This window comes from Paraburkholderia graminis, from assembly GCF_003330785.1.
Classification (GTDB): domain Bacteria; phylum Pseudomonadota; class Gammaproteobacteria; order Burkholderiales; family Burkholderiaceae; genus Paraburkholderia; species Paraburkholderia graminis.
This window is the reverse complement of record NZ_CP024934.1, coordinates 734,529-757,268: the sequence shown is the minus strand read 5'-3', so window position 1 is coordinate 757,268 and position 22,740 is coordinate 734,529. Positions and strand designations below refer to the sequence as shown.

The following is a 22,740-nucleotide window of genomic DNA, read 5'->3' as shown; positions in this document are numbered from 1 at the left end:
GCTCGTCCGAAAGACGCTCAGACGCTTGGCGAGCGGCCGGACTGATCGACCGGTTCGATCAGCGTCTCGTTGCTCGCTGACGACTCCACTCGCTCGACAACCAGTGCGCCGCTCGTTGCCGCGCCACCCTGCATTTCCGTCAGCGCGGCCGCAACGGCGCCCTGCGCTTGCGCCGCCAACGCACGGCGGTCGGCGCCAGGTAGAAGCGGCTCGCACACGTAGACATGCGCGGTCAACGGGCCGCCGCGCAGCAGCAGATTGAGCGAGTCGGCGAGCGAAAGATCGTCGATATAGGCAGGCGCCGTCGACTGCCGGCCGTGTGCGTCTTCATACATGATGCACAGCGGCTGCACCGGCACGGACGCCGACACCGCCGCCTGAAACATGTTCGCGTGAAACGGCAGCAACTCGAGACCATTCGACGTCGTGCCCTCCGGAAACACGCACATCAATTCGCCGGCGCTCAAACGGTCGGACAACTCGTGCATGATCCGCTTTGCGTCGCTGCGTTTCTCGCGCTGGATGAACACCGTATCGAGTTGCTGCGCGAGCCAGCCGACCAGCGGCCAATGCCGGATTTCCGCTTTGGACACGAACGGCGTCGGCCGCCACGCATTGATCACGTAGATGTCGATCCACGAAATGTGATTGGCGACCACCAGCGCGCCGCGATCGAGCCGCGCGCCATCGTTATGGACGACGAGGCGCATGCCGCACAGCCGCAGCATCTTCAGCGACCACGCGCGATTAAGCGCGTGACGCCGGTCGGCATCGGCTTTCGGAAAACGCGTGGCGACGATCCACATGCCGTGCAGCAGATGCGCGATGAGACGGGCCTTGCGTAACGCGAGCTTCATGGTCGGAGCTTTTCCTGGCGAGTCGATGCGGTGGCTGCGGTCAATGCGAAGTCAGTACGTGTCGATGCCTGAGTCATGCCGCGAACATCAGCGCAAACATCAACGCAACATCAGCGCTGTTCGAACGCGACGCGGCCCGACACGATGGTCGCACGCACGCGCGCCGGCAGTTCGTAGCCGAGGAACGGCGTGTTATGCCCCTGGCTCTTCAGCGCGCGCGGCTCGACGCGCCAATGTGCGTGACGGTCGAACACGCACAGGTCCGCCACGCTGCCCACGGCGACGCGGCCAGCCGCGTCCAGATCGAGCACTTGAGCCGGCGCAGCCGTGATGCGGTTGAGCGCCTTCGCGAGCGGCACGCCGGCTTCGTCGGCCCATTTCACCGTCAGCGAGAGGAACAGCTCGAGGCCCGTTGCGCCCGGTGTGGCTTCGCCGAACGGCAGCAGCTTTTCGTCGTCATCGACGGGCGTGTGGTCCGAGCAGATTGCGTCGATCGTACCGTCGACGAGACCCGCGCGAATCGCTTCGCGATCGCGCTGCTGACGCAGCGGCGGATCGAGGCGGAATTGCGCGTCGAAGTAACCGATGTCGAGATCGATCAGATGCACGTGATTCACCGTGACGTCGCACGAAACCGGCAAGCCCTCGGCCTTGGCCTCGCGCATCAGCGCAATGCCCGCCGCCGACGACACATGCGACAGATGCACCCGCGCGCCCGTCACGCGCACGAGTTCGAAGATCGTATGCAGCGCGATGGTTTCAGCCGCGACGGGCACGCCGGAGAGGCCGAGCCGCGACGCGAGCGCGCCGCTCGCGGCCACGCCGCCCTTGCCGAGATACGCGTCCACAGGACGCAGCCACACGGTGAAGCCGTACGTCTTCGCGTATTGCAGCGCGCGCATCAGCACCTGCGTATCGACCACCGGCGCGTCGGCCTGCGAAAAGCCGATGCAACCCGCCTCGGTCAACTCCACCATTTCGGTGATGACCTGGCCTTTGAGGCCGACGGTCAACGCGCCGAGCGGATACACGTGCGCCTGATCGAGATTGCGCGCGCGGAACTTCAGCATTTCGACGAGGCCGGGTTCGTCGAGCGTGGGATCGGTGTCCGGCGGACACACGAGGCTCGTCACGCCGCCCGCGAGCGCCGCGGCCATTTCCGATTCGAGCGTTGCCTTGTGCTCGAAGCCAGGCTCGCGCAGACGCGCCGACAAATCGACCAGACCCGGCGCGATATGCAAGCCGCGGGCGTCGATGGTTTGCGTCGCCTCGAAATCGGCGGGCGCGTTGCCGAGCGCGACGATCTTGCCGTCCGCGATAAAAACGTCCTGCTGCTGTTCGGTGCCCGCTGCGGGGTCGATCAGCGTGCCGCCTTGAATGTGAATCTTCATGCGCTGCCTTAGTTGTTTCAGCCTGGTTCGGCGAAGGTTTTGCGTTCGCTTGCCGCGTTCGTTTGCCGCGTTCGTTTGCCGCGTTCGTTTGCCGAGTGTTCGAGCCGCGAATCAGTCGTTATTGCCCGCGACAATCCCCATCACCGCCATGCGCACCGCGATGCCGAACGTCACCTGATTCAGGATCACCGATTGCGGACCGTCCGCGACCTGCGAGTCGATCTCGACGCCGCGGTTCATCGGGCCCGGGTGCATCACGATTGCATCCGGTTTCGCGAGCGCGAGCCGCTCGGGCGTCAAGCCCCAGCTCTTGAAGTACTCCTGCGCCGAGGGCAACAGCGCGCCGCTCATCCGCTCGTTTTGCAGACGCAGCATGATGATCACGTCGACGTCCTTCAGTCCTTCGTCGAGGTTGTGGAACACCCGCACACCCATCTGTTCGAGGCCGCCCGGCAGCAGCGTGCGAGGACCGATCGCGCGCACTTCCGGCACGCCGAGCGTGGTCAGTGCATGAATGTCGGAGCGCGCGACCCGCGAATGCAGAATGTCGCCGACAATCGCCACCCGCAGATTCGTGAAGTCCTTCTTGTAGTGGCGGATCGTGTACATGTCTAGCAGCCCCTGCGTGGGGTGCGCATGACGGCCGTCGCCGGCATTGATCACATGCACGTGCGGCGCGCAGTGCTGGGCGATCAGATACGGCGCGCCGCTCGAAGCGTGACGCACGACGAACATGTCGGCGTGCATCGCCGACAGATTGTTGATCGTGTCGAGCAGCGATTCGCCCTTGCTCGTCGACGATGCATTGATGTTCAGATTCAGCACGTCCGCGGACAAACGCGTGGCCGCGATTTCGAACGTGGTGCGCGTGCGCGTGGAGTTCTCGAAGAACAGGTTGAACACCGACTTGCCGCGCAACAGCGGCACTTTCTTCACCTCGCGATCCGTCACGCTGACGAACTGGCTCGCGGTGTCGAGAATGTGATTGACGATCGCCTTCGGCAAACCTTCGATCGACAACAGATGCTTAAGCTCGCCGTTTTTCGTGAGCTGCGGGTTGCCCTTCAGGAAGCCATAACGGAAGCGCTCGGTGGCGCTATCGGCGGAATCCTGCGGAGCCTGGGTGGCGGTATTCATGATTTACCTGCTTGAAATACGGGCTTCAACGTGTTGGTGCGATGCGGCGTTGGAAGCTGCACTTGCAGCCGCACTTGCATCTGCACTCAATCGACGCGTGCTTCGGTATGAAACGTGAAACGCGGCTGATCGGCGCTGCTGGTTTCGTCGCGCGCGAGCACGAGCGTGGCGTCGGCGGGCACATCCACCACGCCGCCGACAAAGCGTGCCGCCACCGGCAACTCGCGCCCGCCGCGATCGGCGAGCATGGCCAGTTCGACCGCTGCCGGACGGCCGTAGTCGTACAGCTCATTGAGCGCCGCGCGAATCGTGCGGCCGGTGTACAGCACGTCGTCGACCAGCACGATGCGGCGGCCGTCGACGGAAAAAGGCAGCGACGTCGGGCTCGCCTGCGAGTGCAAACCTTTCTTCGCGTAGTCGTCGCGATGCAGCGCGACATTGACGACGCCGAAGCTCGCCAGGTTCAGATCGCGCGCGAGCCGTTCGGCGAGCCACGCGCCGCCGCTGTAAATGCCGGCCAACACGGCGCCCTCGGCGCCGTCGTGCGCACCGAGCTTGTCGCCGTACGCGGCGCGAATCTGGTCGAGCAGCGCGCGGTATAGCGCTTCAGCGTCAATGGAACTCATGGGTGTCGGAAAGTCCGTCAAGATATTGCTGAAGGATGATGCTGGCGGCTTCGGCGTCGAGCATATCGGCGCGGCCCTTGTTGGCGCGCGTGGTCGCTTCCGCCTCGACCGACGAATAGCGCTCGTCGACCCACGTCACCGGCAAATTGAAGCGGCCGTTCAACTGATTGCCGAAGCGCTTTGCGAGCTGCGTCATTTCGTGCGGCGTGCCGTCCGGATGCATCGGCAAGCCGACCACGAGCGCGTCCGGCTTCCATTCGGCAATCAGCTTGCCGACTTCGGCAAAACGATATTCGCGGCTGCGATTCTGCACGATGACGAGCGGCCGCGCGCTTCGGGTAAGCGAATTGCCGACCGCGACGCCGATGCGCTTTTCACCGTAATCGAACGCGAGCAGCGTCGCCTCGCGTCCGCCCGGCAGGCTCATGCGGCGCCTCTCATGCGTGCCCGGCCTCGCCCGACAGCATGGACAGCGAGACGCCGAGCAGCGCGAGCGCGGCTTCGAAGCGCTCCTCGGCGGGCACGTCGAACACGATTTTCGGATCGGCCTCGACGGTGAGCCAGCCGTTCTTCGAAATCTCTTCTTCGAGTTGGCCCGCACCCCAGCCGGCGTGGCCGAGCGTGAGCAGAAAACGCTCGGGACCAGTGCCGCTCGCGACCGCCTCGAGCACGTCTTTCGACGTGGTCATCTCGAGACCGCCCGGCACCGACATGGACGACGTGTAGGTATTGCCGTCTTTCGGATCGTGCAGCACGAAGCCGCGCTCGGTTTGCACCGGGCCGCCGAAATACACGGGCACGTGAAGAAGAGGCTCGATTTCGAGCTTGAGGTCGATGCGACTGAAGAGCGCTTCCAGGTCGATGTCGGTCGGCCGGTTGATCACGAGGCCGAGCGCGCCGCGCTCACTGTGATCGCAAAGGTAGACCACCGTTCCGGAAAACGTCGGATCGGCCATGTTCGGCATGGCGATCAGGAACTGGTTAGTCAGATTGATGCGATCGGTACTCTTGGACATAGTTCGGATTTTAGCAAAGACGGTGCAGGATGGCGGGCTTTGAGCAGCGTGGAGCGGCGGCCGGAGTGATGCGGCGTGCCGCGAGCCATCGACGGCGATTCATGTTGCACTCTATCACGCACGCGCGCGTTGCCACGGTGCCGATTCGCGGTGCGCGGCGGCTTGCGCGGCGCGGTGTTGGCGTGGCCTGGCCGCGTGGTTCTCATGCGGCCTGCGGGACGAGCGCGGCGCCTTGCCGGAGTTGCTTGCCGCTCGCGCCTGAATCACGCGCCGCCCTGTTCAGGTTACGTGCCGCTTGCGGGAATTGCACGCCGCCCTTGCCCACTTGCGTGGCGCTCACGCCTCGATCACGCGCCGCCCTGCTCGATCGCCCGCGTCAACGCAGCGAGCGCCGCGCTGCTGGCCGGCGGCGCCACGCCTGCGGCTACCTTGTGCAGCGTCGCGCGCAACGCCTCGGCGGCGTTTTCGAGCGCACTGGCCGCGGGCGCGTCGACGATCACATGCGCGCGCACCGCAGGCGTCGAAACCCCGGCGTGCGCACGACGACGCCATGCGAGCCCGAGCGCATCCGCGAGCAGCGCGACGTGGCCAAGGCCCAATGCGCAAGCCGCGGACCCGAGCCGGTACGCGGCGTCGCCGGCTTGCAGTGCTTCGCTCGGGTCGGCCTTTTCCGGCTGGTCCGCGGCACGCGCGTGTTCCGCGAGCGCGGAGATGGCGGCGTCCGCCGTCTGCAAAAAGTCTTCGTAGGCATGGGCATTGACGCTCAGCACGCCGAGGTCGCGCGTCATCGACGTTTGCGCGCTGAACGATTGCGCCTCGACCGCGCCGGCTTCCCAAAGCATTTCCGATGCCTGAGTGCCCGCGACGTGCCAGTCGACCGTCAAGCCGTAATCGTGCAGCACCTCGACCTGGTCGGCGTCTTCGGCGGCGGCGCCGAACAGCGCGTAGTCGCGCCACAGCAGCGCGAGCGTGGCCCGCACGAGCGAGCGCTGCGCGCGTTCGATGCCGCGCGCGTGGTCCGCAAGCGCGAGGTTGCAGCGTGCGTAGAAGCGCCGCGCGTCGGGCTCGCCGGCCGCGCGCCCGCTGACGCGCAACGCGCGCGCGCAGGCCTTGGCGAGGCGCCAGAAATCGTACGGATCGGGACCGGCCAGCTCGGTGAATACGGCGTCGAGTTCGTCCAGTGCGGCTTGCGTCGCTGCGCGCGCCGCCGCGCTGCCTGTGTCCGGCTGCGAGCGCAGCACCGGCAGCAGCGCGCGCTCATAGCGCGCCCGCAGATGCGCCAACTGCTCGGCCGGCTGCGCGTGAAACGACACAGGCGGCACGGGGCGCGCGGTCAACGCGAGATCTTCGTACGCAACGGGCGACGCGGCGCTGTGCTCGCCGAGATGGGCGCACAGCGCGCGGTAGTGATCGAAGAGCGTCGGCGAACAGGCGAGTTCGCGCAGATTGTGACGCTCGAGCGCCGCCCGGAAATCGCGCAGCGCCGCGCCGAAGCCCGGCCGCACGCTCTCGGCCTCGGCCGGATCGCCGGCCGCGAGCGGCGAAAGGCGCACCAGCACATCGGCGAAACGCGTGGCGCTCAGCCAGCCGGCGCTGCGCAACGCGTGCGAGACGCGCACTAGGGCGGTCGTGCAACCGGTGTGCTGCTCGAACGCCAGCAGCGCTTCAGCGAGCGCCAGCTCCGCGGGGCGTACGGCGCCGCCGCGCGGGTTGGGCAATGCGTCGAAGGAAACGGGAGCTGCGGATCGAAGAGTCATGAGTTGGCGACGGAAAGTCGGCGGGCCGCCGCTTGGCGCTGCGCGCAGACTGAGCGCCTAACGCGCGAACCGGCGACTGAACAGTGACAAATGCGCAATGACAAACGCGCAACGACAATGCGCAACCACAATGCGCGGCGATGCGTGCCCAGTGACAAATGCTGAAGAGCCAATGCCCCGTGCAATACCGGCGATATCAGCTTGTGATTGCGACACCGCCGGCACGGCGACGTTCCGGCGCGACGCCACACTCTGGCCGAGCGCCGCCGGCCGACTTCGATGTCAGATCTGGACCATCTCGAAGTCTTCCTTGCGCGCGCCGCATTCCGGGCACGTCCAGTTAATTGGGACGTCTTCCCAGCGCGTGCCCGGCGCAATGCCTTCGTCCGGCAAACCGGCTTCTTCGTCGTAAATCCAGCCGCAAATCAGGCACATCCAGCTTTGATATTCCATTCTTGTGTCGCGTCGTGAAGTCCGGGGAAACGGGAGCCATGATGGTACCGTGTTGCCGCCCCAATGCCTAGCAATGGCAAACGCCCAATGCAGGCGGCTCACGACGGCGGGCAGCGCTGGGCGGATCACGCGGCGCAACATGTGGCGCCGCGCCACACGGCGGGCGCGCGTTGCGGCAGGAAGCGGCAGGCGGGAAGCAACAGGGAGCGGCAGCAAGCGACAGGGAACGGCCCTGTGCGAAAAAACGCCCCCGCGCCGGTTTAGGACGCATAATTGAGCCAATTGCGCACCTGATGCGCCGAAAATACTGCTCCTCGTAAATCTTCATGCCCAGCGACACGCCTCCGATCGTCCTCACCTTCGGTCTTTCCGATCCCACCGGCGGCTCAGGCCTGCAAGCCGACCTGATGACCCTTGCCAGCATGGGTTGTCATGGCGTCTCCGTGCTCACCGGCTACACCGTGCGCGATTCCGCAACCTGCGACGAGGTCAACGGACTCGATCCTGAAGTGGTCGCCACCCAGGCGCGCATGCTTCTCGAAGACATGCCGATTGCGGCGTTCAAGGTCGGCGCCTGCACGCGCGCCGAAGTCGTGAGCGCGATCGCCGAGGTTGTGGCGGATTACGACGACATTCCGCTGATTCTCGCCCCGGACTTCACGCTCGACGACGAACACGTGCTCGCCGCCGACGAACTGCGCGAGGCCATCGCCGATCTGCTCGCGCCGCAAACCACCTTGCTGGTCGCCGATTCCGCCACGCTGCTCGCCCTTGCTCAACCGGACGGCGACGCCGAAGCGCCGAGCCTAGACGCGGCGATCTCGCATCTGCTGTCGCACGGCTGCGAATACATTCTGTCGACGGAAACGGGCACGCACCGGCTCGTCAACACGCTTTTCAGCGAAGACGGCCAGTTGCGTCAGGACATGTGGGACCGCGGCAGCAACCGGATCATGGGCATCACCGACACGCTCGGCTCGGCGATCGCCGCGCTGCTCGCCAATGGTCAGGAGCCTGCCGAGGCAGTTCGCGAGGCGCAGGAGTATCTGTATCAGGCTATACGCAGCGCGTTCCGGCCGGGCATGGGCGCGTATATGCCGGACCGCTTCTTCTGGGCCCGCGGCAGCGACGACGAAACGCCGCCGGCCGCCGGCAAGGACGCGGCGCCAGGCGAAGCAAGACACTGACTCGCGCGCGGTCGGTATCGCAACTTGCGAACTCGGCGCACGGAGCATGTCGCTGACGCCGTTGCGCGTCAGCCGCCCGCTTGATGGGGTGCCCGCCGTCGCAATCTGTACCCGTTCGTGATGCAACTCCGCGCGGACAGGCGCCTTTCGCGCTGTCTCCACTTTTTTCTGCCGCGCACTTTGATCCAACGACGTCCCGTGCGCTGCCTATGCAGATGTCGTTGTTGTAATCAAACGTTACAACGGGCGCCAGGTCCAGACGTTACACTGGCAAATCGTGAATCGTCATAACGTTATATGTCCGCGCCCACATTTTTTATTCACCCGCCCAAGAGCGGGGGATCGACGGTTATTTCATTTTTCGACCTGAATAAAGGTAAAGACCAATTCGTCGTGTTCGAATGGGATAGAGAAGGCTGGGACAAGTGCCGGGCGAGACTGCTTGAGACACTTATCGGCGGCGGTCATCAGCCGTATGGCATTCATAGAAGCCTCAAAACCCCTCTCTCCTATTGCACCATTCTGCGCGATCCTTTAGCGCGGCAAATATCGCATTACCGCTATGCATTGAATGGCAAAAATGGCGAAATCGCCCACGGCGCGAGCGTGTCGGCCACCGAGGCGCTCGTACTGCGCGGTACACTTTCGCTCGACGAGTGGGTCAGCGAGTCCCTCGGCGGCAAAAACATCTTTGTGCAAATGCTGACCGGCCATTCGGCGCCGGAAGAACTCAGCCTGGAAATTGCGAAAGCCAACCTTCGGCATCATTTCAGCGCCGTCGGCCTTTGCGAGAACATGAGTGAATTTTTACTGCGTCTCTGCGCCAAGACCGGATTGAAATTACCGTTTTATTTTCAGACGAACATCACGAGCGGTTCTCCGAAAGCCATAGGCCAGTTAAGCGAAAAGTCCAGGCAGAAATTTATCGAAGACAATCAGCTCGATTACAGGATTTTCGAGCACGCAAAGAACGAGATTGAGAGCAAGACGCGCAAGTCCGGCAGCGTGTTCAGCAAAGCGCTGGAACTGGTCGAGACGATCCAGGCGGAGATCGATCGGCTCGAGAATCCGCATCTTCATAGCTCGGTGGTGTTCGGCTTCGACGAAGCGTTTCTCGCGAAAGTACACGGCGTAATCGGCCGTTTCGACCTCGCGCCAATCGAGGAATACGTGCGGTTTGCGCAAAGCGAAACGCAACCGCTTGCGGATATGTACGACGGCTTCGTCGACTCCGTGCACGACGGCGTCGTGTCGGGCTGGGCCGTGAACCTCAGTCGCCCGGAACAGAAGGTGCTGCTCGAAGTGCGCGTCGGCAGCGACGTGATTGCGAGCGGCTGGACCGGCGAGCAACGGCCGGATGTAGCCAGCGCGGGATACCCGAGCGCGCACGCCGGCTTTTCGATTGCTTTGCCGCCGGACGCGCCCGACGGCTTCCACGTCGCTGTCGCCGATTCCGCCGAGCGCTTGCACAACGCGGGCGTTTGGCGGCGGGGTTGGCACTGCGCTTAGTCCCTGTGTTGGTCTCTGTGTTTAGTCCTTCAGGAACATGAGAATGGAAGAGCCCTGCAGTCCAGTGCAACGCTTTCGCGGCGGCACGATCACGCTCGAGGACAGAATGCGCATGCACCGCCAGAAGCCGGTCACGATCTGGCTCACGGGCCTGTCGGGAGCAGGCAAGTCGACCATCGCATTCGAACTCGAACGGCAACTCGTCGCGCAAGGCCACGCGTGCTATGTACTCGACGGCGACAACGTTCGCCACGGTCTCGGCAGCGATCTGGGCTTCGATCCGCGCGACCGCCATGAAAATATTCGCCGCGTCGCGCACGTCGCACAGTTGATGAACGACGCGGGCCTCATCGTCATTGCGGCGCTTATTTCGCCGATGCACGCGGACCGCGCGATGGCGCGCGGCATCATCGGCGCCGGCAGTTTCATCGAGACGTACGTGTCCGCATCGCTCGCCACCTGCGCCGGCCGCGATCCGAAAGGACTGTACGCGAAGGCGCTCGCGGGCGAGATTCCCGCGTTCACCGGCATTTCGGCGCCGTATGAAACGCCAGTCAATCCGGAACTCGTCATCGATACCGCTTCGTTGACGCTGAGCGACAGCGTGGCCCGCATCTTCAGCTACTTGCGCCAGCATTCGCTCGCGGTTGCGGCATAGGCACACGCATAGTTTTCCGAAGCGCTGCAAAGCGCAAAGCCAAAGAAAAACCCGCATTTCTGCGGGTTTTTCTTTGGCAAGGCGCACCTCGCGGTGCGCTTTCGCATGAGCTCCCGACCGAGCCTGTAGGCCAGGCCCAACCGGGGAGCGGACACGAAATTACATGTCCATGCCCATGCCGCCCATGCCGCCGGGCATGCCGCCAGGCATCGGTGCATCTTCCTTCGGCAGTTCGCAAACCGCTGCGTCGGTCGTCAGCAGGAGACCTGCCACCGATGCTGCGTTTTGCAGTGCCGTGCGCGTGACCTTCGTCGGGTCCACGACACCGGCGTCGACCAGGTCGACGTACTCGCCGGTCGCTGCGTTGTAGCCGTAGTTGCCCTGGCCAGCAGCAACTGCCGCCACCACGACGCTGGCTTCTTCGCCGCCGTTCGTGACGATCTGGCGCAGCGGCTCTTCCATTGCGCGCAGAACGATCTTGATACCTGCGTCCTGATCGGCGTTAGCGCCCTTCAGGCCGGCGATCGCCGTACGTGCGCGGATCAGCGCGACGCCGCCGCCAGCAACGATGCCTTCTTCCACAGCTGCGCGCGTTGCGTGCAGTGCGTCTTCGACACGTGCCTTCTTTTCCTTCATTTCGACTTCGGTCGCAGCGCCGACCTTGATCACTGCAACGCCGCCTGCCAGCTTGGCAACGCGCTCTTGCAGCTTTTCACGGTCGTAGTCCGACGTTGCTTCTTCGATCTGCTTGCGCACTTGCTTGACGCGCGCTTCGATGTTCGCACCTTCGCCAGCGCCGTCGATGATCGTCGTGTTTTCCTTGCCCACTTCGATACGCTTCGCCTGGCCCAGTTCTGCCAGCGTTGCCTTTTCGAGCGTCAGGCCGGTTTCTTCAGCGATGACCTGGCCGCCGGTCAGGATCGCGATGTCTTCCAGCATGGCCTTACGGCGATCGCCGAAGCCCGGAGCCTTCACAGCAACCGTCTTCAGAATGCCGCGGATGTTGTTCACCACCAGCGTTGCCAGTGCTTCGCCTTCGACGTCTTCTGCGATGATCAGCAGCGGACGGCCAGCCTTGGCGACCTGTTCCAGAACCGGCAGCAGATCACGGATGTTCGAGACCTTCTTGTCGTGCAGCAGCACGAACGGGTTCTCGAGCACGGCAACTTGCTTGTCCGGGTTGTTGATGAAGTACGGCGACAGGTAGCCGCGGTCGAATTGCATACCTTCGACGACGTCAAGCTCGTCTTGCAGCGACTTGCCGTCTTCGACGGTAATCACGCCTTCCTTGCCGACCTTGTCCATTGCTTCAGCAATGCGGTCGCCGATCGACGAGTCGCTGTTTGCCGAAATCGCGCCAACTTGTGCGATTTCCTTGTTGGTCGTGCACGGCTTGCTGATCTTGCGCAGTTCTTCGATTGCGGCCGTAACAGCCTTGTCGATACCGCGCTTCAGGTCCATCGGGTTCATGCCCGATGCGACGTACTTCATGCCTTCGCGGACGATCGACTGAGCTAGGACCGTTGCGGTCGTGGTGCCGTCACCTGCGTTGTCGCTGGTCTTGGAAGCCACTTCCTTGACCATTTGCGCGCCCATGTTCTGGAGCTTGTCTTTCAGTTCGATCTCTTTTGCGACCGACACACCGTCCTTGGTGACCGTCGGGCCGCCGAAGCTGCGTTCCAGGACAACGTTGCGGCCCTTCGGACCCAGCGTGACCTTCACAGCATTCGCGAGGATGTTCACGCCTTCGACCATCTTGGCACGGGCGGAATCACCGAATACGACGTCTTTAGCTGCCATCTTCTAACTCCTTGAATTCTCTGGATATAACCGTGTAAGTAGCGCTTTGCGCTTACTTGTTGACCACGGCCATGATGTCTTCTTCGCGCATGACCAGCAGTTCGTTGCCGTCGACCTTGACGGTCTGGCCTGCGTACTTGCCGAACAGAACGCGGTCGCCAACCTTCACGTCGAGGGCGATTTGTGCGCCCTTATCGTCACGCTTGCCCGGGCCGACGGCCAGGATTTCGCCCTGATCCGGCTTTTCTGCTGCGGCTTCGGGGATCACGATGCCCGACGCGGTCTTGGTTTCTTGATCCAGACGCTTGACGATCACGCGATCATGCAAAGGACGAAGGTTCATACATACTCCTCTCTTGATTGAGACTGAAGAACGCTTGGAAAACCCGGCTGGCCGAGCCAACCGGCGAAGTTGTTAGCACTCTCGTGCGACGAGTGCTAATTATATGGACAGGTGGTGACAAATTCAAGAAGGGAGGGATCGTTGGCGAGTTTCGTCCAACTTTGAAGCTGTTTACTTCAGCTTGAGCCGCGAGCGTGCGCAGCAGGACAAATTACCCTTGTACATACAAGGGCTTACGGTCACGAATCGCCGTAATCCGACGCGGCAACCTTTACGTTTGGCGCGCCAGATTCGATGTGCGAGGCAATCCACGCAAGGTCGGTAAAAACCCTTACTACCCGGAGCTTCAAGCTACGCTGCTTGAAGCTCTTGAGGGCCGCATAAGGTTTAGGCGGCAACCACGGAACCCGCAGCGAGCCGCTTGCGCCAGGCAATCCAGCCGACAACAATCGATAGTATCGCCACGACAAGCGGCGCCACCCCATGTCCGTATTCGCCGTGCACTGTCACGGTTGCCAGCGCGGCCAACATCACGGTGCAGCCGAGCGCCGCGCCCCACAGCCGTGTCCGTGCTCGCGCCAGCAGAACGGCGGTCATAAGTTCCAGCGAACCGGTCACGAAATGGAACCAGTGCGGGTATCCCCACTTCAGGTATTCCTCGAAGATGGATCGCGGGGCGACGATGTTGCTGAGTGATCCCACGACGAAAAAAGCCGCGAGAACCAAAGGTAATATCTGGCGCCAGGAAAACTTGGACATTCGTTCTACCTTCTCCGATGAGGGCGCTGCCGAGCATCAGTGTGGCCGCCTGTCGACGAGCCGATACGAACTGCGCTGTTCATGCCGTGGTGGCCTTGTAGGCCGCCGCAAAGACATCGCGAGGCGATGTCGTGCCCGCGACGTGCTCGGTGCCCGCAACGCCGAGATCCATCCAGCCCGCGTTGACGGCATCGAACATCGCTTCGGCGGGTCCGGTGTGGCCCTTCGGAACGCCGAGCTGTTCGAACGCTGCCGCCCACCCGGCCCGCGGGATGGCAAAGGCCTTGACGTCGCGCTGCAAGACTTTGCCCAGTTGGGCGGCGACTTCGTCGGCGCTGACCATCGAGCCAAGCTCGACAACGCGATGCCCGGACCACGTCGGCCCGGTCAGCAGCGTCACCACCTGGGCGCCGATATCGTCGGTCGCGATCATGGTCGACTTCCGGCTCGTCGGGTTGTAGTAGACGGGTAGCGTGCCGTCCTTGGCAACATGCAAGCCGTAAAGGAAGTTTTCGAAAAACCCGCCGGCTCGCACATAGGCGATCGGCAACGTCAGGTGGCGCAGTCCCTCCTCAAGAAGCGACAGGGCCGTGATCATTCCCAGCCCGCTCGTTCTGTTCGCACCCATCGACGACAGCACAACCACCCGCGGCGGCACTGCCCTGGCCAGCGCCGCGACATAGTTCGCGATCACGTTCTTTGCTTCCCTGAAATCCGGCGACGGTGCCCAGACCGCCGGCAGCATGACAAATGCACCGTCGACTCCTTCGAGCGCCCTCTCTACGGCGGCCGCGTCATTCCAGTCGCCGTCGACCAGTTCCACACCTTGATCCGCCCAATTGGCCGCCTTCTCGCGATTGCGGACCAGCGCCCGGACTTTCCTGCCTTGCGCCAAAAGATGTTGCGCCGTTGCGCCGCCTACGTGTCCCGTGATTCCCATAACCAGAAACATGTACTTCTCCTGAAATTAGTATCCTGCGACTCCACCACACGCCCGGCCCAGAGGTCCGTAGGAGTGATGAACGGTCTTTGTTTGAGGGCAGGTCTATCATAGAGACCTCTGCCTTCCATCGTAAGGAGGCAGTTTTTTGTTACCAGAAGAGTTAAAGGGAACCCGAATGAGCACGTCCCAGAATGCGATCGACAGATTCAGCCGATATCAGCGTCAATTGGCCGACGCCCAGCCGGCACACTGCGCGGTTCGCGACGTGCTCGACCGCATCGGCGACAAATGGAGCATGCTCATGGTCATGGAACTCGCGACGCGATCGCAGCGCTTCAGTGAGCTTCACCGGGCCATACCGGACATTTCCAAGCGCATGCTGACCCAGACACTGCGCGATCTCGAGCGCGACGGACTCGTCACCCGCCATGTTTTTTCAACGAGGCCGCCGACCGTCGAATATCGTTTAGCCGCACTAGGCCAATCCCTGTTGGAACCGATGGCGGCGCTCATCGATTGGGCCGATCGTCGTTATCCGGAGATCCATGCCGCGCGCGTCCGCTTTGACGACGCACCCGGTGATGTCCCGCGCTAGATGCCTGGCCTGATGTGAGGGTGATGGCGAAAGCCTGAAGCGGTCAGCTTATGTTGGGCTTCGCAGATGGCGCGGTAGGACGCATCACTCGTTTAGTACTCGACTTGGGACGCCGAGGCGAAAACCGCATTGAGAACTCGTAGCAGGCGCGCGAAGCACGTTGGCGCCGACGCGGTTATACCGCGGAGGCCATCACATTTTCTCTGACGGCGCGACCCATTGCGTCGCCTTGCCCGAATCCAGGGCTTCCACCAGCGCGGCGAGCGGCATTGGCTTGGCGATGTAATAACCTTGGGCTTGCCCCGCGCCGATTTCGCGCAACGCAGCGAGCGTCATCGCATCTTCGACACCTTCCGCGACTACACGCAGGTCAAGCGATTCCGCCATGCGCACGATCGCCCGAACAATAGCCCGCGTGCGCGGATTCGACGATAGGCCGAAGGTGAACGACTTGTCGACCTTGAGGCCGCTAAAGCGATACTCGTGGACGTAGCTGAGTGACGAAAAGCCCGTCCCGAAATCGTCCAGTACCACGGACACGCCGTTGTCGGCCAAGCGCTGCATCGTACGCCGTGCTATCTCTGGCTCCGCAATCAGCGCGCCCTCTGTTAATTCCAGACAGATGCGCGACGGCGCGACTCCGTGCTGCTGGAGGAGCGCGAAGACGTCGTCCGCAAAATCCTCGCGAGTCATGCTGTAACTGGAACAGTTCACATGTACGGGCGGCCAGCCGGCGAGCCCCGGCTGGGCGAGTATCACTGCGATACGATTGAGCATGTATAGATCGAGCCGGCCCATGACCCGGAGTCCTTCCATCGCAGGCAGAAATTCTCCAGGGGTGAGCACGCGGCCGTCTGGCTGGCGCCAGCGAATCAGAGCTTCGAGCGCAGTCAGACGACCAGTGGCGGTACAGACGATCGGCTGAAAGAAAGGCGCGAGTTCATCGTCTTTTTTTAGCGCAGCGCGCAAGCTGCCTTCCTGTTGCATCTGATCCGAAACCTGGCGTCGCAATTCCTGATTGAACACCACGTAACTGTCACGCCCGCCGTTTTTTGCCCGGTACATCGCCGTATCGGCATCGCGCAGCAGGTCCGCCGGTTCGCCGTGAAAGTCATCGTCAGCGGAGACAATGCCGATACTGCATGACGAAAAAACCACGTGATCGCCGATAGAAAACGGCACGTCGAATGCTGACAGTATCCGCTCGGCGAGCTCGATAGCGTCTTCGACGGAAGCCTCGGCGGAGAGGATCGCGAATTCATCTCCGCCGAGGCGCGCAAGCATGCATTTATCCGCGAGACAATCACGCAGCCGCGTGGCCGCCGACACCAGCAACTGATCGCCGAAATGGTGACCCAGACTGTCGTTCACGACTTTGAAGCGATCGAGGTCGAGAAACATTACTACCAGTTGCTGCCCGGCGTCGCGGTGCCTCGTCCATTCCGCACCAAGCCGCTCGAGCAAATAACGGCGATTAGGCAGACCGGTCAGTGCGTCATGAAAGTTCTCGTGCCACAGTTGCGCGTTTGCCTCGTCGAGCTCCCGCGTGCGTTCCTGAACGCGTGCTTCCAGCTCGACGTTGGCAGCATGTAGTGCATCGGCGGCGCTGCGTCGTGACAACGCAGTGTCGATGTGACGTGAAACGAAGGTCAGCAGCTCCTGATCGCGCGGGGTGTAGTGGACGTCCGGGGAGTAGCTTTGCACTGCAAGCATGCCCCGCACGTTGCCGCCTTCGAAAAGCGGGATACCGAGCCAGGAACGCAGCTTGAGCTGATCGTGCTCAAGTTCCACCTTTCCTTCGCGAATCAGGCATTCTGCATCGGCGCGATTCAGTAGACACGGCCGACGCAGCGAGATCACGTATTCCGTGAAACCTCGTTTGCGACGTCGCGGAGCCGGCTGATGGTGAACGAGTTCATCGGCGTAGTAAGGAAACGAAACCGTTTCGGTATTCTCATCGTAAAGCGCGATGTAGAAGTTATGCGCGTCGAGCAGTTCTCCGAGGATGCCATGCAGATTGCGGAAGAACCCGACCATATCTCCCGGCGCGCTAGACAGCTCGGCGATTTTGAAAAGCGCACCTTGCAAATGTTCCGCGCGTTTGCGCTCCACCACCTCCTGACGCAACGCAGTGTTGAGTTCTGACAGTTCGGATGTTCGCCGGGTGACGGTTTCTTCCAGATTGGCGCGATGAAGAATCCGGTCCAAGGCCATTGCAACGTGACCCGCGACTACGAGAAACAACGCGCGGTCTTCGGCGCTATAACTGCGCGACACGTCGTACACCTGCATGGCAAGCATGCCGAATACTTCATCCGATGCATTTTTTAGCGGGGCGCCCATCCAGAACTCCGGGCGGTCGCCAACGCAATAGAAACGTCCCTGCTTTTCAGCCTCGATAATCCCCGCAGCGTCGATCAGCAACGGCTGTCCACTGGTCAGCACGTGGCCTGTCAATGACAGGCGGTCCGGGTCGACGACGTCGTAGCTTTCCGGCTCGAGCGCCTCAACGTCGATAACATCGACGTAATACGGATAGGTGATGCGTCCGCTTGCCTGTTCATACAGCGCGAGATAGAAGTTTTCCGCGTCGATTATCGTCGCGAGCTGCCGGTGCACCGCGAGCAGGAAAGCCGAGCGCTCGCGCACAGTGCTGGCTATGTAGGCGATCTCGTACAGTACCTGCTGCGTCTTCTGCGCGCGCGCGAGCGCGTCGGCAAGCAGTTGCACTCCCAGCGCATTCGCGAATGCGGCAAGGGCCGCCTCATGCGGCTGGGCAGGCGGTGCAAGGAGCCATCCGAAAGCGCGGTCGCTGGGTCCCGTCGGCCAGCAATGCAGAGCTTCCGCCTCGCAAAACTCGCTGAGTTTATTGTTGGCCAGAACTTCCGGCCATACCCGGTGTGTGCGGGCATGCGCCGCCAGATGTAGTTTTTGTCCCGCGCGATACCATGCCCATTCTCTCCCGCGCAGAAGGTCGCCCGACGCTCGAAGGAGGTTATCGATCGATGCTGTCGCCTCTGTTGACGCAGACAGGTGCATCGCTGGACTTCCGGCAACTGTCGTCGGATTGTCGTCCTTCACTCCTGTCAAGCCGCGATGGTCCCCGGAAACGATATTCATCGACGCTCCATGCAATATTGGTCTTGCATGCCTCCACATCCAGTAACGATCTCTATGGCGTCGGAGCTTTTTTAGAATTTGGCTGCCGACACTCGCTTAACGGCAACTGGGGGGTTTTCCTTTATGGCGACATCATTTCAATGTCGGCAGCGGTTTTAAGGACACCGCGGTACAAGTGCAGCTCCAGGCAACGCCTCACCGTAAAACCTCGGCCACTTCGGCCGTTCGCGACGACCGGGCACTTGAGCGCGTCCGATAATTAATTGAGTGGAAAAAGGTTCAGGGCAATAACCCCGTCCATTCTGGATATCGTTTCCTTTTCAACGCCCCGGGCAGTCCAGTGCCAGGACTCTCCGTGCTCCCGATGTCCCGTTCAAGGGAAATCCCTGCCCTTTTATTCCCATTGAGCGGGAATATGATTTTTGAAATTCGAGAATGGTCTGGCATTCTGCGCTCTTGATGGATCGTGGATAGCGTGATCGTGAATGTGGAACAGGGTGTGACAGGGGCCGAACGGGTGTTGCTGGTGCTGGCCGCGCTCGCCAGTCATGGCAAGGCGATGTCGGTCAAAGATCTGCTAGCCGTGACCGGGCTTGCGCAAAGCACACTGTACCGTCAGATCGCGCTGCTCAAGCGCTGGGGTTTCGTCGCCGAAAACGCCGGTTACTACGCGCCCGGTCCGATCAGCTTGCAACTCGCGCTTGGCTTCGATGTGAATTCTCTGCTCGTCGAAGCGAGCCGCACGGAGATGCAGCAGCTCGCGCGCGCGTCGCAGGAAAGCATTGGGCTGGTGGTCGCGGTCAGGCATCAGGTGATGTGCCTTGAGATGGTCGACAGCCAGCAATCGTTGCGCTGCTCGTTCGAGAAAGGCCGCGCCGTGCCGCTCAAGGCGGGCGCGTCGGCGAAATCCCTATTGGCATTCATGGGCGACAGGGCGCGCGCCGAAGTGCTCGACAGCGTGTTTGGCAACGACCCCGTCGGCCGTGCCGCGATCGAAGCAGAACTTGAACAGATTCGAGCCCAGGGCTACGCCGTTAGCGACAGCGAAGTCGACCTGGGCGTGTGGGGAGTCAGCGCTCCGATCTTTCATCACAGTGGACGCAGCGCCGGCAGCAGCGCGTCGATCACGTTGATGGCGCCATCAACGCGCGCCATCGGACGAGAAAGCCAATTAATCGACGGGACGCTACGTACGGCCCGCGCCATTTCCGAGCATATGCAAACCGATTAGCGGGACGAATCTTTTTCAATTTCATCCGTAAATTGGGCGCTCAAATTAACCGCATCACTTGATAGAACCGCAAGGAGCCTACCCCATGAAGCTGCAACGACTGTTGTCCCTCGCATGCGTGACGTTCGCCGTGACGTTTGGCGGATTTTCCGGCGCGGCGTCAGCACAAACGCCGGAAGTGCTGAACGTCGCCACCGACGCCACTTTCCCGCCGATGGAGTACACCGAGAACGGCGCGCGCACCGGCTTCGACGTCGATCTCATGAATGCGCTCGCGAAAGTGATGGGCAAACGCGTGCAATGGACCGACATTGACTTTAAAGGACTGATTCCAGGTCTGATCGCGCATCGTTTCGACGCTGCGATCTCCGGCATCTACATCACTGACGAGCGCGCGAAAGTGATCGACTTCACCGATTCCTACTACGCGGGTGGGCTGGCCGTGCTGGTCAAAAGCGATTCACCGATCAAGACGGTGACCGATCTGAACGGCAAAAAAGTCTCAGTCCAGGTGGGCACGAAGTCCGTGAACTTCCTACGCGATAACTTCCCGCAGATCAATCGCGTCGAGGTCGAGAAGAACCAGGAAATGTTCGACCTGGTTGGCATCGGCCGTGCAGACGCTGCTGTGACGGGTAAGCCGGCCGCCTATCAAGTTGCGAAAACGCGCACCGGCTTCCGTGTACTCGACAAAACGCTGACGACCGAAGCGTACGGCATCGCCGTGCGCAAAGACGAGCCGCAGCTGAAGGCAGCCTTCAACACCGCGCTCGCCAGGATCAAAGCTGACGGCACGTATGCGGCGATCGTCAAGAAGTGGTTCGGCGCGAGTGCGCAATAAACGGCTGGACACGAAATGGAACTTGATTTCTCGCCGGTGATTGCCGGTTGGCCAGACATCATGCAAGGCGCGTTAGTGACGGTCGAAGTGACCGCCGCGTCACTCGCGCTCAGTTGCGCGCTTGGCCTGTTGATCGGCATCGGCCGGCTGACGCCGCAGCGGCGCATCGTGTACGGTTTCTGCACCGCTTACCTGACGTTCTTCCGCGGCACGCCGTTGCTTGTACAACTCTTCCTGCTGTTCTTCGGCCTGCCGCAATTCGGCATCCTGCTGCCGGCGTTCTTGTGCGGCATGCTGGGGCTCGGTCTGTATTCGGCGGCTTACGTATCGGAGATCGTCCGCGGCGCGATTCAGTCGGTCGATCGCGGGCAGATGGAAGCGGCGCGTTCGATCGGCATGTCGTCAGGGCAGGCGATGCGCGCAATCATTCTGCCGCAGGCCATCGTGCGGATGATCCCCCCGCTCGGCAACGAATTCATCGCGTTGATCAAGAACTCGGCGCTGGTGTCGCTGCTCACGATCGACGATCTGATGCATGAAGGCCAGAAGATCATCAGCGTGTCCTATCGTTCGCTTGAAGTGTATCTCGCTATCGCGCTGGTGTATCTGGTATTGACGCAGGTGACCAATTTCGCGCTGCATCGCGTTGAACGTCGTTTGCGTGTGGGAGGAATGGTGCAATGAATACCGTGGCCAAAATCAACGAGCCTATCGTTAGCATTCGCGGTCTGACGAAATCGTTCGGCTCGCATACCGTGCTCAACGGCATCGATTTCGACATTCAACCGCAGCAGGTCGTGGTGGTGATCGGGCCGAGCGGGTCGGGCAAGAGTACCTTTCTCCGCTGCTGTAATGGACTCGAACAGGCAGAAGGCGGCACGATCGACATTTGCGGGCATCGGTTAGTCGACCACGGCGAGATGCTCAAAGAGCGTTCGCTGAATGCTCTGCGCACCGAAGTCGGCATGGTGTTTCAGTCGTTCAATCTGTTTCCGCACCTGTCGGTGCTGCATAACATCACCGTGGGACCGCGCATGTTGCGTGGCGCCAGCAAGGCGCAGGCCGAAGCGGCTGCGATGGCGTTGCTGGAGAAGGTCGGGCTCGCGCACAAGGCGCATGTGATGCCGGCGAGTCTCTCGGGTGGTCAGAAGCAACGGGTTGCGATTGCTCGCGCGCTAGCGATGCAGCCACGGGTGATGCTGTTCGACGAGCCGACGTCCGCTCTCGATCCCGAACTGGTAGGCGAAGTGCTGCAAGTGATGAAGCTGCTCGCGAGCGAAGGCATGACGATGGTGGTCGTCACACACGAAATGGGCTTCGCGAAGGAAGTGGCCAATGTGGTGGTAGTCATGGACGGCGGTATGATCGTCGAAGCGGGGCCGCCCGCGGAGATTTTCACTGCGCCATCACAGCCGCGCACACGCGCATTCCTGCAGGCGGTGTTGTCGCGCGCATGAGAGTCCCATTCGATGACAAGGTGTGGGCAGGCCGTTCCGACGACGGCGAACCCGGCGACACACGACGTGTTTTCAATCAGGTGATGCCATTCGGTAACGCTGTGGACGTGCAGCGCGATGCGCCCGTGATCGTCGGCTTCGGCTCCGATGAAGGCGTGCGCCGCAATCAAGGTCGGATTGGCGCAGCGCATGCTCCGAAGGAATTGCGCCGTGCGCTCGCGGGTTTGCCGGCCAAATCGGCGATGGCGGCACTTGCCGACGCAGGCGACGTGGTGTGCGACGACGGCGACCTCGAAGCCGCGCAAGTGGAACTGGCCCAAGTGGTTAGCGAAGTACTGGCGAGCGGTGGGCGGCCGTTGGTGTTCGGCGGCGGTCATGAGGTCGCGTGGGGTACGTATAGCGGTTTGCGGCTGCATCAGCAGCGTGAAACCGACAATGCAGCAACGCCATTGGCATTGCGCAGTTTGCTGATCATTAACTTCGACGCTCATTTCGATCTGCGCCAGAAGCGTCCCGCGAATTCCGGCACGCCGTTCGATCAGATCGCGCTTGACTGTGCGGAACGAGGGGTGCCATTCAACTATGCGTGCTTCGGTATCAGCGATCTCGGCAATACCGCTTCGCTTTTCGCGCATGCGGAGCGACTCGGCGTGCGCTATGTGTTGGACGTCGATATGCAGGAAACGCAACTGCCGCAGCGCCTGAATGAGCTTCAGAAGTTGCTGGACGCGGCGGACGACGTCTATCTGACGATCGATCTCGACGTGTTGCCGGCCGCCACGGCGCCGGGTGTGTCGGCGCCCGCTGCGCTGGGCGTACCGCTATCGGTGGTCGAAGCGATGGTGCTGCGCGTGCGGGCTTCGGGCAAGCTGCGCGCGGCGGATATCGCGGAGTACAACCCGGCGCTCGATCAGGACAGGCGCACCGCGAGAGCGGCCGCCCGACTAGCGTACCGGTTGCTTTAAATCAGGTCATCGCGCTCACCGTATCGCGTGAGCAGAAAAAACGGCTCGCCGGATTCCCGAACTGGACCGACCGAGTTCAACAGTTCCCGAGTGGG

At 62.0% G+C, this 22,740-nt stretch carries 22 protein-coding genes; 9 read left to right on the top strand and 13 right to left on the bottom strand.

What is annotated here, in order from left to right:
• Positions 1 to 17: 17 nt before the first annotated feature.
• The 8 genes from CUJ91_RS03365 to CUJ91_RS03330 all read right to left on the bottom strand — a co-directional run bounded on the left by CUJ91_RS03365 (position 18) and on the right by CUJ91_RS03330 (position 7,237).
• The gene (locus CUJ91_RS03365) at positions 18 to 857 is read right to left on the bottom strand and encodes a lysophospholipid acyltransferase family protein (protein WP_006048656.1); all 840 of its coding nucleotides are present in this window, start codon (positions 855 to 857) and stop codon (positions 18 to 20) included.
• Positions 858 to 967: 110 nt separating this feature from the next.
• Positions 968 to 2,248: a dihydroorotase gene (locus CUJ91_RS03360; protein ID WP_006048657.1), complete on the bottom strand. Its 1,281-nt coding sequence runs from the start codon at positions 2,246 to 2,248 to the stop codon at positions 968 to 970.
• 111 nt (positions 2,249 to 2,359) lie between these two features.
• Positions 2,360 to 3,385, bottom strand: coding sequence for an aspartate carbamoyltransferase catalytic subunit (locus CUJ91_RS03355; RefSeq protein WP_006048658.1), 1,026 nt, complete (start codon positions 3,383 to 3,385; stop codon positions 2,360 to 2,362).
• 86 nt (positions 3,386 to 3,471) lie between these two features.
• A complete protein-coding gene (gene pyrR / locus CUJ91_RS03350; protein WP_006048659.1) occupies positions 3,472 to 4,011 on the bottom strand; it encodes a bifunctional pyr operon transcriptional regulator/uracil phosphoribosyltransferase PyrR in 540 nt (179 codons plus the stop codon).
• On the bottom strand, positions 3,998 to 4,438 hold the full coding sequence (gene ruvX, locus CUJ91_RS03345) for a Holliday junction resolvase RuvX (protein WP_006048660.1): 441 nt from the start codon (positions 4,436 to 4,438) through the stop codon (positions 3,998 to 4,000). The genes pyrR and ruvX overlap by 14 nt, the downstream gene beginning before the upstream one ends.
• 10 nt (positions 4,439 to 4,448) lie before the next feature.
• The gene (locus tag CUJ91_RS03340) at positions 4,449 to 5,027 is read right to left on the bottom strand and encodes a YqgE/AlgH family protein (protein ID WP_029971036.1); all 579 of its coding nucleotides are present in this window, start codon (positions 5,025 to 5,027) and stop codon (positions 4,449 to 4,451) included.
• Between the two features lie 347 nt (positions 5,028 to 5,374).
• Positions 5,375 to 6,784: a FimL-related protein gene (locus CUJ91_RS03335; RefSeq protein WP_107707254.1), complete on the bottom strand. Its 1,410-nt coding sequence runs from the start codon at positions 6,782 to 6,784 to the stop codon at positions 5,375 to 5,377.
• Between the two features lie 282 nt (positions 6,785 to 7,066).
• The gene (locus tag CUJ91_RS03330) at positions 7,067 to 7,237 is read right to left on the bottom strand and encodes a rubredoxin (RefSeq protein ID WP_006047743.1); all 171 of its coding nucleotides are present in this window, start codon (positions 7,235 to 7,237) and stop codon (positions 7,067 to 7,069) included.
• Between the two features lie 326 nt (positions 7,238 to 7,563).
• Here CUJ91_RS03330 and CUJ91_RS03325 point away from each other — a divergent pair, with 326 nt between their 5' ends.
• The 3 genes from CUJ91_RS03325 (at position 7,564) to cysC (ending at position 10,591) form a co-directional block, all read left to right on the top strand.
• Entirely contained in the window at positions 7,564 to 8,424 is an 861-nt protein-coding gene (locus CUJ91_RS03325; protein WP_006047744.1) for a hydroxymethylpyrimidine/phosphomethylpyrimidine kinase, read from the top strand.
• A gap of 567 nt (positions 8,425 to 8,991) precedes the next feature.
• A complete protein-coding gene (locus CUJ91_RS03320) occupies positions 8,992 to 9,933 on the top strand; it encodes a chondroitin 4-O-sulfotransferase (RefSeq protein WP_232292231.1) in 942 nt (313 codons plus the stop codon).
• A gap of 43 nt (positions 9,934 to 9,976) precedes the next feature.
• Complete coding sequence (gene cysC, locus CUJ91_RS03315; RefSeq protein WP_006047746.1) at positions 9,977 to 10,591, top strand: adenylyl-sulfate kinase; 615 nt, start codon at positions 9,977 to 9,979, stop codon at positions 10,589 to 10,591.
• A 159-nt stretch (positions 10,592 to 10,750) separates the two neighbouring features.
• Here the strand turns inward: cysC and groL are convergent, their stop codons facing one another.
• The 4 genes from groL to CUJ91_RS03295 form a co-directional block, all read right to left on the bottom strand.
• Positions 10,751 to 12,391 carry a chaperonin GroEL gene (groL, locus tag CUJ91_RS03310; RefSeq protein ID WP_053857609.1) on the bottom strand — a complete coding sequence of 547 codons (1,641 nt, stop codon included), beginning with the start codon at positions 12,389 to 12,391 and terminating at the stop codon, positions 10,751 to 10,753.
• A gap of 52 nt (positions 12,392 to 12,443) precedes the next feature.
• Positions 12,444 to 12,734 carry a co-chaperone GroES gene (groES, locus tag CUJ91_RS03305; RefSeq protein ID WP_006047749.1) on the bottom strand — a complete coding sequence of 97 codons (291 nt, stop codon included), beginning with the start codon at positions 12,732 to 12,734 and terminating at the stop codon, positions 12,444 to 12,446.
• A 387-nt stretch (positions 12,735 to 13,121) separates the two neighbouring features.
• The gene (locus tag CUJ91_RS03300) at positions 13,122 to 13,493 is read right to left on the bottom strand and encodes a DoxX family protein (RefSeq protein ID WP_006047750.1); all 372 of its coding nucleotides are present in this window, start codon (positions 13,491 to 13,493) and stop codon (positions 13,122 to 13,124) included.
• 79 nt (positions 13,494 to 13,572) lie between these two features.
• Positions 13,573 to 14,445 (bottom strand): NmrA family NAD(P)-binding protein, encoded by an 873-nt coding sequence (locus CUJ91_RS03295; protein WP_006047751.1) that lies wholly within the window; start codon positions 14,443 to 14,445, stop codon positions 13,573 to 13,575.
• A 166-nt stretch (positions 14,446 to 14,611) separates the two neighbouring features.
• On the opposite strand from CUJ91_RS03295, the gene CUJ91_RS03290 reads away from it, so the two are divergent.
• Positions 14,612 to 15,031, top strand: coding sequence for a winged helix-turn-helix transcriptional regulator (locus CUJ91_RS03290; protein WP_114155820.1), 420 nt, complete (start codon positions 14,612 to 14,614; stop codon positions 15,029 to 15,031).
• Between the two features lie 192 nt (positions 15,032 to 15,223).
• On the opposite strand, the gene CUJ91_RS03285 is transcribed toward CUJ91_RS03290, so the two are convergent.
• On the bottom strand, positions 15,224 to 18,151 hold the full coding sequence (locus CUJ91_RS03285) for a bifunctional diguanylate cyclase/phosphodiesterase (protein WP_006047753.1): 2,928 nt from the start codon (positions 18,149 to 18,151) through the stop codon (positions 15,224 to 15,226).
• A 481-nt stretch (positions 18,152 to 18,632) separates the two neighbouring features.
• On the opposite strand from CUJ91_RS03285, the gene CUJ91_RS03280 reads away from it, so the two are divergent.
• The 5 genes from CUJ91_RS03280 (at position 18,633) to hutG (ending at position 22,645) form a co-directional block, all read left to right on the top strand.
• Positions 18,633 to 19,382, top strand: coding sequence for an IclR family transcriptional regulator (locus CUJ91_RS03280; RefSeq protein ID WP_114156672.1), 750 nt, complete (start codon positions 18,633 to 18,635; stop codon positions 19,380 to 19,382).
• A gap of 85 nt (positions 19,383 to 19,467) precedes the next feature.
• The gene (locus CUJ91_RS03275) at positions 19,468 to 20,223 is read left to right on the top strand and encodes a transporter substrate-binding domain-containing protein (RefSeq protein ID WP_006047755.1); all 756 of its coding nucleotides are present in this window, start codon (positions 19,468 to 19,470) and stop codon (positions 20,221 to 20,223) included.
• Positions 20,224 to 20,238: 15 nt separating this feature from the next.
• Positions 20,239 to 20,907 (top strand): amino acid ABC transporter permease, encoded by a 669-nt coding sequence (locus tag CUJ91_RS03270; protein WP_006047756.1) that lies wholly within the window; start codon positions 20,239 to 20,241, stop codon positions 20,905 to 20,907.
• Positions 20,904 to 21,680, top strand: a complete 777-nt coding sequence (locus tag CUJ91_RS03265; protein ID WP_006047757.1) for an amino acid ABC transporter ATP-binding protein — start codon at positions 20,904 to 20,906, stop codon at positions 21,678 to 21,680. Before CUJ91_RS03270 ends, CUJ91_RS03265 begins: the two co-directional genes overlap by 4 nt.
• Entirely contained in the window at positions 21,677 to 22,645 is a 969-nt protein-coding gene (hutG, locus tag CUJ91_RS03260) for a formimidoylglutamase (RefSeq protein ID WP_006047758.1), read from the top strand. The genes CUJ91_RS03265 and hutG overlap by 4 nt, the downstream gene beginning before the upstream one ends.
• The last annotated feature ends 95 nt before the right edge of the window (positions 22,646 to 22,740 follow it).

Coding starts and splice junctions, on each gene's coding strand:
- CUJ91_RS03365 (WP_006048656.1), bottom strand. CDS start 857: ATGAAGCTCGCGTTACGCAAGGCCCGTCTCATCGCGCATCTGCTGCAC.
- CUJ91_RS03360 (WP_006048657.1), bottom strand. CDS start 2,248: ATGAAGATTCACATTCAAGGCGGCACGCTGATCGACCCCGCAGCGGGC.
- CUJ91_RS03355 (WP_006048658.1), bottom strand. CDS start 3,385: ATGAATACCGCCACCCAGGCTCCGCAGGATTCCGCCGATAGCGCCACC.
- pyrR (WP_006048659.1), bottom strand. CDS start 4,011: ATGAGTTCCATTGACGCTGAAGCGCTATACCGCGCGCTGCTCGACCAG.
- ruvX (WP_006048660.1), bottom strand. CDS start 4,438: ATGAGCCTGCCGGGCGGACGCGAGGCGACGCTGCTCGCGTTCGATTAC.
- CUJ91_RS03340 (WP_029971036.1), bottom strand. CDS start 5,027: ATGTCCAAGAGTACCGATCGCATCAATCTGACTAACCAGTTCCTGATC.
- CUJ91_RS03335 (WP_107707254.1), bottom strand. CDS start 6,784: ATGACTCTTCGATCCGCAGCTCCCGTTTCCTTCGACGCATTGCCCAAC.
- CUJ91_RS03330 (WP_006047743.1), bottom strand. CDS start 7,237: ATGGAATATCAAAGCTGGATGTGCCTGATTTGCGGCTGGATTTACGAC.
- CUJ91_RS03325 (WP_006047744.1), top strand. CDS start 7,564: ATGCCCAGCGACACGCCTCCGATCGTCCTCACCTTCGGTCTTTCCGAT.
- cysC (WP_006047746.1), top strand. CDS start 9,977: ATGGAAGAGCCCTGCAGTCCAGTGCAACGCTTTCGCGGCGGCACGATC.
- groL (WP_053857609.1), bottom strand. CDS start 12,391: ATGGCAGCTAAAGACGTCGTATTCGGTGATTCCGCCCGTGCCAAGATG.
- groES (WP_006047749.1), bottom strand. CDS start 12,734: ATGAACCTTCGTCCTTTGCATGATCGCGTGATCGTCAAGCGTCTGGAT.
- CUJ91_RS03300 (WP_006047750.1), bottom strand. CDS start 13,493: ATGTCCAAGTTTTCCTGGCGCCAGATATTACCTTTGGTTCTCGCGGCT.
- CUJ91_RS03295 (WP_006047751.1), bottom strand. CDS start 14,445: ATGTTTCTGGTTATGGGAATCACGGGACACGTAGGCGGCGCAACGGCG.
- CUJ91_RS03290 (WP_114155820.1), top strand. CDS start 14,612: ATGAGCACGTCCCAGAATGCGATCGACAGATTCAGCCGATATCAGCGT.
- CUJ91_RS03285 (WP_006047753.1), bottom strand. CDS start 18,151: ATGAATATCGTTTCCGGGGACCATCGCGGCTTGACAGGAGTGAAGGAC.
- CUJ91_RS03275 (WP_006047755.1), top strand. CDS start 19,468: ATGAAGCTGCAACGACTGTTGTCCCTCGCATGCGTGACGTTCGCCGTG.
- CUJ91_RS03270 (WP_006047756.1), top strand. CDS start 20,239: ATGGAACTTGATTTCTCGCCGGTGATTGCCGGTTGGCCAGACATCATG.
- CUJ91_RS03265 (WP_006047757.1), top strand. CDS start 20,904: ATGAATACCGTGGCCAAAATCAACGAGCCTATCGTTAGCATTCGCGGT.
- hutG (WP_006047758.1), top strand. CDS start 21,677: ATGAGAGTCCCATTCGATGACAAGGTGTGGGCAGGCCGTTCCGACGAC.